The sequence below is a fragment of the Streptomyces xanthophaeus genome (assembly GCF_000725805.1).
GTDB classification, from domain to species: Bacteria; Actinomycetota; Actinomycetes; order Streptomycetales; family Streptomycetaceae; genus Streptomyces; species Streptomyces xanthophaeus.
Map to the genome: position 1 here is coordinate 385512 of NZ_JOFT01000011.1, position 12987 is coordinate 398498.

A 12987-nucleotide genomic window follows, 5' to 3' on the forward strand; every position below is an offset into this window, starting at 1 on the left:
ACACCGCTGCGGCCCTCCCGCCGGCTAGTGATCTCCGTAACGCATCCGCCCCAGCGCCGACATCGGCTGGTCGTGGGCGGCGACGGGGGCAGGCAGGCACGTGGAGCCGGTCAGGTAGCGGTCCACCGCGGCGGCGGCCGCCCGGCCCTCGGCGATGGCCCACACCACCAGCGACTGCCCCCGGCCGGCGTCGCCCGCGACGAACACTCCCGGCGCCCGCCCGCCGGTGGCCGCGAAGCCGGCGTCCCGTGCGAAGGTGCCGCGGTCGTCGAGCTCCAGCCCCAGTTGGCCGCGCAGGCCCCCCGCCCGTTCGGGGCCCGAGAAGCCGAGGGCCAGCAGCACCAGGCCGGCGGGCATCACGCGCTCGGTGCCGGCCAGCGGGCCGCGGTCCACCGGTTCGACGGCGGTCAGCCGCAGCGCCCGTACCCGGCCCGCGGCGTCCCCCTCGAAGTGCAGGGTGGCGCTGGAGAACAGCCGGGGGTCGCGGCCCGCGCGCCCGCGGGCCTCCTCGTGGGCGTGGGAGATCCGGTAGACCTTGGGATAGACGGGCCAGGGCTCGCCCTCGGTGCGGGCCGCGCCGGGCTCGGGGTTGATGTCGAGCTGGACCACGGAGAGCGCACCCTGCCGCAGGGCCGTACCGAGGCAGTCGGAGCCGGTGTCCCCACCGCCCACGATGACGACGTGCCTGCCCTCGGCGGTGACGGGAGATGCCGCGTAGTCACCCTGCTGGACGCGGTTGGCGCAGGTCAGGTACTCCATGGCCTGGTGGATGCCGAGCAGGGCGCGGCCGGGGACCGGCAACTCCCGGCGTTCGCCGGCCCCGACGGCGACGATCACGGCGTCGCACCGGTCGCGCAGCTCGGCGGCGTCCGCGCCGGGGCCGCCGCCGACGTCCGTACCCGTGACGAACTCGGTGCCCTCGGCCCGCATCTGCTCGATCCGCCGGTCCAGGTGCACCTTCTCCATCTTGAACTCGGGGATTCCGTAGCGCAGCAGTCCGCCGATGCGGTCGGCCCGCTCGTGGACGGTGACCCGGTGCCCGGCCCGGGTCAGCTGCTGCGCCGCGGCCAGTCCGGCCGGTCCGGAACCTATGACGGCCACCGTCTTCGTACCGGTCTGCTCCGGCGGCTGCGGTCTCAGCCAGCCGCGCCGCAGGCCCTCGTCCGCGATCGTCTGCTCGACGTTCTTGATGGTCACCGGGTCCGCGTTGATCGTGAGGACGCAGGCGTCCTCGCAGGGGGCCGGGCAGAGCCGGCCGGTGACCTCCGGGAAGTTGTTGGTCGCGTGCAGCCGCTCGTAGGCGGCGCTCCAGTCCTCGTGCGCGGCGTACGCGTTCCACTCGGGGATGAGGTTCCCCAGGGGGCAGCCGTTGTGGCAGAAGGGGATGCCGCAGTCCATGCAGCGGTCGGCCTGCCGGGAGACGAGCGGCAGCAGCGCCCGGCCCGCGTGGACCTCGTGCCAGTCGCCGAGCCTCTCCTCGACGGGACGGGCCGGGACGGCCTCGCGGGGGATCCTGAGGAAGCCGAACGGATCGGTCACGCGCCGCCTCCCTGATCGTTCTGGGCGGGGTGCACGGCGCGCACGGTCCCTCGCGCGCGCATTCTGTGGCGGTCCGACCAGATTACGCCGTCGGTGCGGCATCGCCCTGCGCGAGGGGATCGCGGTGAGCGGACGACTGCGGAAGGTGACGGCCGGCCCGTGGGCGGCGCCCCGTGCCGGTAGCGTTGCCGGCGTGATGGTGGGTACGCCGGACACCCGGCTCGTCGTCCTGCGCGGGAACAGCGCCTCGGGCAAGTCTTCGGTCGCGGCGGGTCTGCGCGAGCGGTTCGGCCGCGGGCTGGCCCTGGTCGGCCAGGACCACCTGCGCCGTGTGGTGCTGCGCGAACGCGACCGGCCGGACGCCTCGAACATCGGCCTGATCGACACCGTGGCGCGCTACGCCCTCGACGCGGGCTACCACGTCGTCGTCGAGGGCATCCTGCAGGCCGGTCACTACGGCGGCATGCTCGCGCGGCTGCGCGCCGACCACCGCGGTCCGACCCGCGGCTACTACCTGGACGTGCCGTTCGAGGTGACCCTCGCCCGGCACGCCACCAAGCCGATCGCCGACGAGGTCTCCGCGGGCGAACTGAGCTCCTGGTACCGGCCGCTCGACCTGCTGCCCGGCGGCGCCGAGACCGTCATCGGCGCCGCGAGCTCCCTGGAGGACACCGTCGGGCGGATCCTGCGCGACACCGGGCTGGACGGCCTGCCCCCGCGGGAGCTCTGACGGCACGCGCGCCCCGCCCGGTGGCCGGGTTCACTTGCGCAGCAGGGCGCAGACGAAGTCCTCCTGGACGTCGCGGACCTGGGCGAGCAGGTCGGGGTTGACGCCGAGCGCCGTCTGCGTGCTGATCGAGAAGGTCAGCGAGCGCCGGCCGTCCGCGGTGGCCGCCGCCAGTTGCGTGTAGCCGAGCGTGTTGCCGGTGTGGCCGTAGACCGCGCCGCAGCGCGTGGTGAAGCGGAAGATGGCCAGGCCGGCCTCCGTACGGCCGGGGCCGGGGGGCTGGGACAGGGCGCCGGGGATGAACCGGAACTGCTGGTCGCGGGTGCGGTCGGAGAGGAGCGCGCCGCCCGCGTAGCCCCGGATGAAGGCGGTCAGGTCCTTCGGCGTGGACACGATTCCGCCGGAGGCCCAGGCTCCGGAGGCACTGACGGCCTCGCTGACGTCGACGGGTCCTTCCTCCGGGTCGATCTGGTAGCCGTGGAGGAAGGGCGTGGGCAGCCGGTAGCCCTGGGGCAGGCTGGTGGCGTCCAGGCCCAGGGGCTCGTAGACGAGCTCGCGCAGCAGGCTCTCGTACCGGTTTCCGGTGACGGCCTCGGCCATCAGGGCGACGGCGATGTTGTCGGAGTTGGAGTACTGGTAGCGCTTGCCCGGGCGGAATTCGAGGCCCTCCTCGGCGACGAAGTCCAGGAGGCGCCGCGAGTCGAAGCGGTGGCGGGGGTCCGCGGAGATGATGTCGATGAACTCCTGGGACGCCGAGTAGTCGGGCAGTCCGCTGGTGTGGTTCAGCAGTTGACGCAGCGTCACCCGGTGCCACGCGGACGGCAGGGCGGGCAGCACCTTGCCGATGGTGTCGTCCAGGCGGAGCCGGCCCCGGTCGACGAGCTGCAGGGCCACCGCTCCGCTGAAGGCCTTGGCGACACTGGCGATCCGCATGTGGTCGGTCGCCCTCGGCGGCCGCCCGCTCTCGATGTCGGCCACACCGGCCCGGTAGACCTGCGTACGGTCGCCGTCGCGCAGGACCGCGATGACGCCGGGCGGGCCGCCGGGCGCATCCACCAGGGCCCGCAGCTCCTGCTGGAGGGCGTCCCTGCGCGGCGGGTTGCGGTCCTCGCCGGCCTGCGCGGGCTGCACCGCGGCGGCGAGGAGCGCGCCGCACAGGGCGGTGGCGGCGGCCAGGCGCAGCGACGGGCGGATCCGGCGGGCTCGGCGGCCGTACGGGCGTGGGGACACGGAGGTACCTCCCGGGGAAGACGGAACGCGGTGGCCCACGATGGCAGGGGCCGCGGCGACGGCGGCGGTGACACGGCCGCGCGCCGTCCGACCGTGGCCCATCCAGCCCTGACGGGCGCCCCTCCGGGGGAGGCCCCTCGCGCACCCCACCCCATTTCCTTCTATTCATTGCAGAGTCATGAACAGAACCTCTTATTCGAAGGTCATATAACGATTTCGATCTACGATCCATGCATCCCTTCTCTGAGTTCCTCCTCTGCACATGGATCACACGATGATTTCTGCACTGCCGCGCCGACGTACCCTGCTCGCCGCTTCCGTCGCCACCGTCACCGCCCTCGGACTCCTCGTCTCCGGCTGCGGACTCGGCGGCGGTGACGACGCCCACCGCATCCGGGTCGGCGTCTCCGGCGACTCCCCCGAATGGGACGTCCTCGCCAAGGAGGCCAAGAAGGAGGGCATCACCGTGGAGACGGTCGTGTTCGACGACTACTCGCTCCCCAACAAGGCCCTCAGCGCCGGCGACATCGAGCTCAACGCCTTCCAGCACCTGGTCTTCCTCGCGCAGTCGAACACCGAGAACAAGACCGACATCGCCCCCATCGCCGCGACCACCGTGGTCCCCCTCGGCCTCTACTCCAGCAAGCACAAGCAGCTCGCGGACCTCCCCGAGCGGGCCGAGATCGCCCTGCCCAACGACCCCGCCAACCAGGGCCGCGCCCTGCGCGTCCTGGAACAGGCCGAGCTCCTCGAACTGCGCAAGGACGCCGGGCTCTTCGCCACCCCCGACGACATCACAGCCAACCCGCGGCACGTCAAGCTCACCCCGGTCAACGCCCAGCAGACTCCCCGCACCCTCAAGGACACGGACGCGGCGATCATCAACGACGGGGTCGCCGAACTCGCCGGCATCGACGCCGACACCGCCCTGTTCAAGGACGACCCCGCGAGCCCGCAGTCCGTGCCCTACCTCAACGTCATCGCGGCCCGCGCGGACCGTAAGGACGACGCGGACTTCCGGAAGATCGTCGAGCTCTACGCCTCCCCCGTCGTACAGGAAGAGGTCCGCCGCACCAGCAACGGCACCGCCCACCACATCGAGCTGCCCGCCGCCGACCTCCAGGCCGAGGTCGTCCGCATCCAGAAGCAGCTGGCGCGATGACCGCCGCAGTGGAACTGCGCGACGTCGGCAAGGAGTTCCCCGGCGGAGCGCGCGCCGTCGACGGCGTCACCCTCTCCGTCGAGGCCGGCACCGTCTTCGGCGTGGTCGGCCACAGCGGCGCGGGCAAGTCCACCCTGCTGCGGCTGGTGAACGGCCTGGAGGAGCCCACGTCCGGCAGCGTCCTGGTGGACGGCCAGGACATCGGCGCCCTGGGCGAACGCCGGCTGCGCCCCGTACGCCGCGAAATCGGCATGATCTTCCAGCAGTTCAACCTCTTCCGCTCGCGCACCGTCCTCGGGAACGTGCTCTACCCACTGCGGCTCGCCGGGTTCGACCGCGCGGCAGCCCTGGCCCGCGCCGAGGAGACGCTGGACTTCGTCGGTCTCTCCGGCCACGGGAAGCGCTACCCCGAACAGCTCTCGGGCGGCCAGCGCCAGCGCGTCGGCATCGCCCGCGCGCTCGCCACCCGCCCGAAGGTCCTGCTGTGCGACGAGGCGACCTCCGCCCTCGACCCGCAGACCACCGGCGAGGTCCTGGCCCTGCTGCGCCGCGTCAACCGCGAGCTGGGCGTCACGATCCTGCTCATCACCCACGAGATGGAGGTCGTACGCACCCTGTGCGACCGCGTCGCGGTCATGGAGGACGGCAAGGTGGTCGAGAGCGGCGAGGTCTACGAGGTCTTCGCGCGGCCCCGCCACGCGACCACGGCCGCCTTCGTCCGCTCCGCGCAGCACAGCGCCCCGGACACCGCGCTCCTGGAGCAACTGCGCGCCCGCCACCCCGGCCGCCTCCTCACCCTGCCCGTCGCCGACGGCAGCCCCGCCCTGGACGGGCTTTCGCAGCTCCTGCGCGTCCACGGGGTCGATTTCACGCTCGTCCACGGAGGCGTCGCCGAGGTGCGGGGCCGCCCGCTGGGCAGCGTGACCCTGGAGCTGCGCGGCGAGGCCCGTGCCGTCGAGGCCGTCGTCGCCGCCCTGTCCACGGACGACCGCGCGCAAGCGGGTGCGCGATGAAGGCGGACTGGAGCACGTTCTGGCCCAAGGTCCTCGACGCCACCGGCGAGACCGTCTACATGGTGCTGATCACCCTCGCGCTGTCCACCGTCTGCGGGCTGGCGGTGGGGCTCACCCTGTACGCGACGCGCAAGGGCGGAGTGCTGCCCAACCGGCTCGTCCACGCGGTGCTGGGCACGCTCATCAACATCATCCGGCCGGTCCCGTTCATCATCGCGATCGTCGCGCTCGCCCCGGTCACCCGCGGGGTGGTCGGCACGATGATCGGCACGAACGCCGCGATCTTCCCGATGACGGTCGTCGCGACCTTCGGGGTCGCCCGGATCGTGGAGTCCAACCTGCTGTCCGTCGAACCCGGCGTCATCGAGGCGGCCCGCTCCATGGGCGCGAGCCCGCTGCGGATCCTGCTCACGGTACTCGTCCCGGAGGCGCTCGGACCGCTGGTCCTCGGCCTGACCTTCATGCTGGTCGCGCTGATCGACTTCTCGGCGGTGGCCGGCACGGTCGGTGGGGGCGGCGTGGGCAACCTGGCGATGACCTACGGGTACTTGCGCTTCGACACCTCGGTGATGGTGGTGACGGTCGTCATCCTGATCGTGCTCGTCCAGTCCGCCCAGCTGCTGGGCAACGTGGTGTCCCGCAAGGTGCTCCGTCGCTGACGACGTCACTTCGGTCACGACTTGGACCAGCAGGTTGGCCTGCCGTGCACCTGCGGTACAGGCTGTGCCCAGGGCACGGCGAACCCGGGCCGTCAGGAGGAAGACCATGCGTCAGAGCGTGGACGAGCGGCACAAGCGGGTGCTGCGGCTCGTACGGGAACAAGGGAGCGTGCGGGTCCACGACCTGGCGGCCGCGCTCGGCATCTCCGTCGAGACCGCACGGCGCGACGTCGCGGCGCTCTGCGACGCGGGCCTCGTACGAAGGCTGCACGGGCTGGCGCTGTGGCCGACGGCCCGGCTGACCCCGCGCGAGACCCGGCTGGCGCGCGAGGCGCCCCGGGCGGCGGAGTGCGGTCTCGTGCTGGGGATGGTCGTCCCCGCGGTCGGGTACTTCTATCCGTCCGTCATCCGCGGGGCCCGGCACGCCGCCGCCGCCATCGGTGCGCGGCTCCTCGTCGCCGCCACCGACTACCGCAGGGACCAGGACGCGGCACGGATCCGCACGCTCGTCGAGGCGGGCGCCACCGGCCTCCTCCTCACGCCCAGTTGGGATGTGGACGGTCCGGCTGCCGACGACCTCCGGGAGCTCGCGGACCTGCCGGTCCCCGCCGTACTCGTGGAGCGCCGCGTACCGACGGGCTCGCCCGGAGCGGAGATCGACCGGGTGAACTCCGCCCACGCGGACGGAGCCGCGGCAGCCGTCCGCCACCTGGCGGCGCTCGGCCACCGCCGCATAGCCCTGCTGTCCCGCAGCACGCACACGTGGCCGGCCCTGCGCCGCGGGTACCGGGCAGCGGTCGGCTCCCTCGGCCTTCCCGAGGACGACCTGTCCCCCCGCGCGGGCGTCGGGGCCGGGCCGGGTGATTCCGTCGAACGGCACGTCGACCGCCTGCTCGACCTCGTCGACTCCGAAGGCGTGCGGGCAGCGATCGTGCACACGGACTCGGATGCCATCGAGCTGCTGAGGCGGCTGACGGCGCGCGGGCTGCACGTGCCCCAGGACTTCTCGATCGTCTGCTACGACGACGAGCTGGCCGAACTCGCCGACGTGCCCCTCACCTCGGTCGGGCCCGCCAAGCGCGCGATCGGAGAATCCGCCGTGAAGCTCCTGCTCCGCCGCCTGGAGAACGCCGGGGCCGAGAGCTCGCACGTGCAGCTGCTGCCCCGGCTGAAGGTCCGCAAGTCCTGCGGCACCCGGACCGCGTTCTAGCGCGGCTCGTGGGCCGCCGCGCGGCAGGCGCCGTTCGCGGCGCCGCCCGGTACGCCGGCCGCGGTCAGTCCGGTCACGCAGCCCTGGAGGTCGCCGGAGACACCGCGCGTGCACGCGGTCCTGACGGCGTCGGTGACTTCGGTGCCCGTCTGCCCGGCCATGCTCGTACAGGCGGGGATGTCCGCCTGTACGCCGGGGGCGGCGAGGGCGGCGCCGCCGAGCATGAGGGTCAGGCCGGTGAGGACACCGGCGAGGCGTGATGACGTGCGCATGGGACGCACCAGCTCTCGGGGTCGGCGATCGGGCCCGGTCCGTGGGCTCGCCGGGCCCGTTCGGGAGTGACGGCTACTCGGGAGCGACCTTGCAGGCGGTCACCGCGGTCCCGTTGGTCACACCGCTGCCCTTGGTCAGGCCGGTCACGCACTGCTCGTGCTCGCCGGTCAGCCCGACGTAACACGCCATCCGGACGGAGTCCGGGGCCTCGCCGCCCTGCAGCTCCCGCTCGACCTGGTTGATGCAGGCCGTGACGTCGGCGTGGGCGGTCGGGGCAGTGAGGGCCGCGCCACCGAGTGCGAGCGTCAGGCCGGTGAGGACTCCTGCGATTCGGGTCGACGTGCGCATGGGACGCACCTGCTCTCCGGGATCGTCGTGCGGCCCGGAACCCGGTGGTGCCGGATCCGCGTGGGTAGGGCGCCGAGCGCCCGCGGCCGTCGTACGGCCACCGGGCCCGGGCCCCCGCACCGGACCGGCTCGGCAGGGCTTTCCCCCTCCTTCGACGCTAGAGCAGCCCACTGCCGCACGCACCCGCTGGGCCTTCGACGTGGAGCACCTCGCCGATCGCCGCGTTCGACAGGCCCTGGCCGACGAGCCCGAGCACTTCCCGCTCCCGGTCGGTCAGGGCGTCCAGGGCCTGTTGCTCCTGTGCCGTCAGCCGGACGGAGTGCTGGGCGAGCTGGGCCAGCACGCGTTCGGTCACGGTCGGGTCGAGGATCGCCTGGCCCGCGGCGACGAGCCGTACGGAGCGGAGCAGTTCCTCCGGCGGCGTGTCCTTGAGGAGGAACCCGCTGGCGCCCGCCCGGACCGCCTCCCCCACGTACTCGTCCTCCGCGAACATGGTGAGGATCAATACGCGCGGGGGTACCGGCAGCGCCCTGAGCTCACGGGTGGCGGCCAGGCCGTCCATGCCGGGCATGCGGATGTCGAGGAGCGCCACGTCGGGGTTGACCTGCCGCGCGGCGTCCACGGCGCTGCGGCCGTCCCAGGCCTGGGCGACCACGTGGATGTCTGCTGCGGAGGCGAGGACGTCGCCCAGACCGCGGCGGACGATCTCACTGTCGTCGGCGATCAGGACGTTGATCACCGATCACCATGAGGGCCGCCTCTCCCGCGGTCAGCGCCCGTCCGGCCTCGGGAGACCGGACCGGCAGCGCGGACAGATTACCGCAAAAGGGGCACAGGGCCCGGGGTGGTGCCTGCCCGGCAGACCGTCCCGGGCCCTGCGAGGCCCGGCCGTGCTCAGCCGAACTGGCCCGGCAGGTAGTCCCCGGCGGGCTGCTGGACGATCACGTTCGCACGGTTGTAGGTGTTGATGAGGGCAATGAGGCACACGAGTGCGGCCAGCTGCTCCTCGTCGTAGTACTTGGCGGCCTCCGCCCAGGCCTCGTCCGTGACCCCGCCGGCCGCATCGGCGATGCGCGTGCCCTGCTCCGCCAGCTCCAGGGCCGCCCGTTCGGCGGGGGTGAACACCTTGGCCTCGCGCCAGGCCGCGACCAGGTGGAGCCGCACCGAGGTCTCCCCGGCGTGCGCGGCATCCTTGGTGTGCATGTCCGTGCAGAAGCCGCAGCCGTTGATCTGGCTGGCCCGGATCTTCACCAGCTCCTGGGTCGCGGCCGGCAGCGCCGAGTCCGAGATGACCTTGCCTGCCGAGTTGATCTGCTTCGCGAACTTGAGGGCGATCGCGTTGCCGTAGAGGTTGAGACGGGCTTCCATGACGGTCTCCTTGCCGTTCCGACGGTGCACATCCTTGACCGGACAGTCCGCGGAAACGTGACAAGACGGCCGTGGGCCGGACGGGTGATGCCGGGAACCGGCCGGGGCAGGAGCGGGTTACAGCGGTACTAGGTCTCTTCCGACGAAGGAGCGAACGGTGGCCCTCTCCCCCGACGAACGCGAGCAGTTCCTGGCCGAGCCCCATATCGCCGCACTGGCGGTGAGCGCCGATGCGGAGGGCGCCCGTGCACCGCTGACGGTGCCGATCTGGTACCAGTACGCGCCCGGCGGCGACGTATGGATCATGACGGGCCGCGCTTCGCGCAAGGCCGCGCTGATCGCGGCCGCGGGCCGCTTCAGCCTCCTGGTGGACCGGGTGGAGCCCACGATCCGGTACGTCTCGGTGGAGGGCTCGGTCCTCTCGACCGTACCGGCCACCCGGGAACTGCTCACCGAGCTCGCGGCGCGCTACCTCCCCGCCGACAAGGTGGCGGGGTACGTCGACTTCGCCTGGAAGGACCACGGCGAGCAGGTCGTGATCCACATGCGTCCCGAGCACTGGCTGAGCTCGGACCTCGGCCAGGTCTGACAGCCGGGGTGCTCCCGGGCCGGGCCCGTCCGAGATCGCGGGGCACCTGCCCTGAAGCCGGGTCCGGCGCGGGACGTGCAGGCCCGATCCGGGCGTGCCACGCTGTTCCCAGGCCTCGGGAGGAGACAGCCGCGAGGAACGGAGCGCGCTGTGAGCAGTCCGATCCATGCCACATCGCTACGGCGCACTGCGGCCGCCGCCTGCGCCGCGCTGCTGTTCGTGACGCTGGCCTCCGGTACGGCGGCGGGTGCTGATACACCCTCCCCGTCGCCCTCTCCCCTTCCCCCGGCATCCGGGGACGGGACCGTGGCCGGAGCCGAGGAGCTGGGCCGGCTCGACCCGCGCATCGCGGAGATCATGCGGAAGCCGGACTACGCCCATGCCCAGTGGGGCCTGCTGCAGACCGAGCCGGAGGACGGGCGCGTGGTGCACGGCCTGTTCCCCGGGCAGTTCTTCATCCCCGGCTCCACCGCCAAACTGCTCAGCGTCTCGGGTCCGTGGCAGACCCTCGGCTCGGACCACCGCTTCGTCACCCCGCTCTACGCGGTCGGCGAGCGCGACGGCGCCACGCTGACCGGCGACCTCGACCTCGTCGCCCAGGGCGACCTCACCATGGGCGGCCGGACGCGTCCCGACGGCACGGTCGCGTACACCGATCTCGACCACACCTACGCCAACGACTTCCCCGGCGCGACCCTCACCCCCGAGAACCCCCTCGCCGGGATCGACCAGCTCGCCCGGCAGGTGCGCGACTCCGGCATCACCCGCCTCGACGGCGACGTGATCGTCGACAGCCGGCTCTTCCTTCCCGACCCGGTCCTCGTGCCCACCCCGACGCCCCTGATCATCAACGACAACCTGATCGACCTGAAGACCAGCCCCGGGGACGGCCCCGGCAAGGACGCGCGGCTGGACTGGCGGCCGAAGGTCGCCCCGTACGAGGTCACTTCCGCGGTGAAGACCGTGGCGGCCGGGAAGCCGACCGCGGTGACGGTGACGGCCACCGAAGGCGGCACGCGCATCCGCCTGTCGGGGACGATCGCGGCGGACGCCGAGCCGCTGCTGCGCACCTCCCCCATCGCCGATCCGGCCGCGTTCGGCCGCGCCGCGCTGATCGAGGCGCTGGAACGGGCCGGGGTGCAGGTTGCCGCCGATCCGGCGGGCCCCAACCCGGTCGGACGGCTGCCGCAGGACTACGAGGGCCGGGAGCGGGTGGCCGCGTACACCTCCCCGCCGTACGCCCAGTACGCCAAGCTGATCCTCAAGGTCAGCCACAACCTGGGCGCCAACCTCGGCATCTGCCTGATGGCCGTCACGGCCCGGAGCAACCAGTGCGAGGAAGGCTTCCCGGTGCTCGCGGACTTCCTCGACCGGGCGGGCGTCGACCGCGAGCAGGCGCAGCTCATGGACGGCCGGGGCGGCAACCCCGCCGACCGGGTCACGCCCCGGGCGCTGGTGCAGATGCTGGCGTACTGGCAGCGCACGCCCGACGCACGCCTGTTCCGGGAGGCACTGCCCATCCTCGGCGTCGACGGTCTGCTCGCCGAGAACTGCCGCAGCTGCCCGGCGCGCGGGAAGGTCTTCGCCAAGACCGGCGCGGCCGTCGGCGGGGACGCCCTGAACGACCGGCTGGCCGTCGGGGCCATCACGATCGCCGGGTACCTGGACAAGGGCGGCGGCCGGTTCGACACCTTCTACGCGGGCGTCAACGGCGCTTCCACCCCGACCGCCGACCCCACCGAGGTGCTGGCGATCGCCAACGACCTCGCCATGATCGCCGCCTACCTCCAGGAGTCGTCCCCGGCCTCGTCCTCACCGTGAGGCGCGGTGCGGCTCAGACCGTGATCACCGTCTTGCCCAGCAGCTCCCGGGACTCGATCGCCCCGTGCGCCTCTGCCGCGCGCTCCAGGGGGAAGGTGGCCCCGATCACCGGGCGCAGGAGGCCCTCGGCCGCCGCCCGCAGGGCGCGCGTGGCGAGTCCGGCGTGCTCCGTGTCGGTCAGCTGGACGTCCGCGATGCCGAGCAGGCGGATGCCGCGGGCCTGCGCGTCCTGCGGGTCCACGGCGGCGAAGCCGCCCGTCGGGGCGCCGTGGGCCGAGAACCGGCCGCCCGTCGCGACCAGGGGGAAGGCGGCCAGGCCGACCTCGCCGCCCACCCCGTCCAGCACCACGTCCGCGCCCGCGGCTCCGAGCGCCCCGCGGGCCTGCTCCACCCAGTCGGGGCGGGCCGCGTCGACGACGGCGTCGGCGCCCAGCTCCCGTACCAGGGCCGTCTTGCGTTCGCCGCGTGCCACGCCGACGACCCGTGCGCCCGCCGCCTTCGCCAGTTGCACCAGTACGGTGCCCATCCCGCCCGAGGCGCCGAGGATCAGCACCTGCTCACCGGGCCCCAGGCCCGTGGTCTCCAGCAGCCTGGCGGAGGTCACCCCGTCGTGCACGAGGGCCGCCGCGTCGGTGAAGGAGACCTCGTCCGGGACTGCGGCGAGGGCCTCGGCAGGGGCCAGGGCCAGCTCCGCGTAGCCGCCGCTGATGCCGACGGACGCGACGACGCGGCGGCCGGTCCACGCCGGGTCCACGCCCTCGCCGGTCGCGCGGACGGTTCCCGCTATGCCGCCGCCCGGTACGTAGGGCGGGGCCACCGGGAAGAATTCACGGCCCCAGCCTCTGCGCACCTGGGTGTCCACGAAGATCGTGTCGACGGCGGCGACGGAGACGAGCACCTGCCCCGGACCCGCCACCGGGTCGGGCAGCTCCGCCGGAACAAGTACGTCCGGACCGCCGAACCCGATCGCCTGTGTTGCACGCATGGCACTCACCCCTCCACCGGGCACCCGGACTCTCCGGCGCCCATGTGGAGAGTCTCGGACGTC

14 protein-coding genes are annotated in these 12987 nt (G+C 73.0%); 7 read left to right on the top strand and 7 right to left on the bottom strand.

The window, feature by feature from the left end:
* Positions 1-24 precede the first annotated feature (24 nt).
* Positions 25-1539 carry a glutamate synthase subunit beta gene (locus tag IO30_RS0105325; RefSeq protein ID WP_031139769.1) on the bottom strand — a complete coding sequence of 505 codons (1515 nt, stop codon included), beginning with the start codon at positions 1537-1539 and terminating at the stop codon, positions 25-27.
* A 196-nt stretch (positions 1540-1735) separates the two neighbouring features.
* On the opposite strand from IO30_RS0105325, the gene IO30_RS0105330 reads away from it, so the two are divergent.
* The gene (locus tag IO30_RS0105330) at positions 1736-2269 is read left to right on the top strand and encodes an AAA family ATPase (protein ID WP_031139771.1); all 534 of its coding nucleotides are present in this window, start codon (positions 1736-1738) and stop codon (positions 2267-2269) included.
* 30 nt (positions 2270-2299) lie between these two features.
* On the opposite strand, the gene IO30_RS0105335 is transcribed toward IO30_RS0105330, so the two are convergent.
* Entirely contained in the window at positions 2300-3496 is a 1197-nt protein-coding gene (locus tag IO30_RS0105335; protein ID WP_031139773.1) for a serine hydrolase domain-containing protein, read from the bottom strand.
* A gap of 274 nt (positions 3497-3770) precedes the next feature.
* Here IO30_RS0105335 and IO30_RS0105340 point away from each other — a divergent pair, with 274 nt between their 5' ends.
* The 4 genes from IO30_RS0105340 (at position 3771) to IO30_RS0105355 (ending at position 7540) form a co-directional block, all read left to right on the top strand.
* Complete coding sequence (locus IO30_RS0105340; protein ID WP_031139775.1) at positions 3771-4658, top strand: MetQ/NlpA family ABC transporter substrate-binding protein; 888 nt, start codon at positions 3771-3773, stop codon at positions 4656-4658.
* Positions 4655-5671: a methionine ABC transporter ATP-binding protein gene (locus IO30_RS0105345; RefSeq protein WP_037893022.1), complete on the top strand. Its 1017-nt coding sequence runs from the start codon at positions 4655-4657 to the stop codon at positions 5669-5671. Before IO30_RS0105340 ends, IO30_RS0105345 begins: the two co-directional genes overlap by 4 nt.
* On the top strand, positions 5668-6330 hold the full coding sequence (locus tag IO30_RS0105350; protein WP_031139778.1) for a methionine ABC transporter permease: 663 nt from the start codon (positions 5668-5670) through the stop codon (positions 6328-6330). The genes IO30_RS0105345 and IO30_RS0105350 overlap by 4 nt, the downstream gene beginning before the upstream one ends.
* Before the next feature lie 106 nt (positions 6331-6436).
* Complete coding sequence (locus IO30_RS0105355) at positions 6437-7540, top strand: substrate-binding domain-containing protein (RefSeq protein WP_031139780.1); 1104 nt, start codon at positions 6437-6439, stop codon at positions 7538-7540.
* On the opposite strand, the gene IO30_RS0105360 is transcribed toward IO30_RS0105355, so the two are convergent.
* From IO30_RS0105360 to IO30_RS0105375, 4 genes are all read right to left on the bottom strand, one after another.
* Positions 7537-7812, bottom strand: coding sequence for a hypothetical protein (locus tag IO30_RS0105360; protein WP_031139782.1), 276 nt, complete (start codon positions 7810-7812; stop codon positions 7537-7539). The genes IO30_RS0105355 and IO30_RS0105360 overlap by 4 nt on opposite strands.
* A 73-nt stretch (positions 7813-7885) precedes the next feature.
* A complete protein-coding gene (locus IO30_RS0105365; RefSeq protein WP_031139784.1) occupies positions 7886-8161 on the bottom strand; it encodes a hypothetical protein in 276 nt (91 codons plus the stop codon).
* A gap of 157 nt (positions 8162-8318) precedes the next feature.
* Positions 8319-8900: a response regulator transcription factor gene (locus IO30_RS0105370; protein WP_051901913.1), complete on the bottom strand. Its 582-nt coding sequence runs from the start codon at positions 8898-8900 to the stop codon at positions 8319-8321.
* 155 nt (positions 8901-9055) lie between these two features.
* Entirely contained in the window at positions 9056-9529 is a 474-nt protein-coding gene (locus IO30_RS0105375) for a carboxymuconolactone decarboxylase family protein (protein ID WP_031139787.1), read from the bottom strand.
* 157 nt (positions 9530-9686) lie between these two features.
* Between IO30_RS0105375 and IO30_RS0105380 the strand changes: the two genes are divergently transcribed.
* Positions 9687-10118: a pyridoxamine 5'-phosphate oxidase family protein gene (locus IO30_RS0105380; protein WP_031139789.1), complete on the top strand. Its 432-nt coding sequence runs from the start codon at positions 9687-9689 to the stop codon at positions 10116-10118.
* A gap of 150 nt (positions 10119-10268) precedes the next feature.
* Positions 10269-11939 carry a D-alanyl-D-alanine carboxypeptidase/D-alanyl-D-alanine endopeptidase gene (gene dacB, locus IO30_RS0105385; RefSeq protein ID WP_237403344.1) on the top strand — a complete coding sequence of 557 codons (1671 nt, stop codon included), beginning with the start codon at positions 10269-10271 and terminating at the stop codon, positions 11937-11939.
* Between the two features lie 13 nt (positions 11940-11952).
* Here the strand turns inward: dacB and IO30_RS0105390 are convergent, their stop codons facing one another.
* Positions 11953-12924, bottom strand: a complete 972-nt coding sequence (locus IO30_RS0105390) for a zinc-binding dehydrogenase (RefSeq protein ID WP_031139793.1) — start codon at positions 12922-12924, stop codon at positions 11953-11955.
* Positions 12925-12987 lie beyond the last annotated feature (63 nt).

Bases quoted from the DNA above. Each gene is read 5' to 3' on its own strand.
- IO30_RS0105390 (WP_031139793.1), bottom strand. From the start codon at position 12,924: ATGCGTGCAACACAGGCGATCGGGTTCGGCGGTCCGGACGTACTTGTT.
- IO30_RS0105340 (WP_031139775.1), top strand. From the start codon at position 3,771: ATGATTTCTGCACTGCCGCGCCGACGTACCCTGCTCGCCGCTTCCGTC.
- IO30_RS0105345 (WP_037893022.1), top strand. From the start codon at position 4,655: ATGACCGCCGCAGTGGAACTGCGCGACGTCGGCAAGGAGTTCCCCGGC.
- IO30_RS0105355 (WP_031139780.1), top strand. From the start codon at position 6,437: ATGCGTCAGAGCGTGGACGAGCGGCACAAGCGGGTGCTGCGGCTCGTA.
- IO30_RS0105360 (WP_031139782.1), bottom strand. From the start codon at position 7,812: ATGCGCACGTCATCACGCCTCGCCGGTGTCCTCACCGGCCTGACCCTC.
- IO30_RS0105365 (WP_031139784.1), bottom strand. From the start codon at position 8,161: ATGCGCACGTCGACCCGAATCGCAGGAGTCCTCACCGGCCTGACGCTC.
- IO30_RS0105375 (WP_031139787.1), bottom strand. From the start codon at position 9,529: ATGGAAGCCCGTCTCAACCTCTACGGCAACGCGATCGCCCTCAAGTTC.
- IO30_RS0105350 (WP_031139778.1), top strand. From the start codon at position 5,668: ATGAAGGCGGACTGGAGCACGTTCTGGCCCAAGGTCCTCGACGCCACC.
- IO30_RS0105330 (WP_031139771.1), top strand. From the start codon at position 1,736: ATGGTGGGTACGCCGGACACCCGGCTCGTCGTCCTGCGCGGGAACAGC.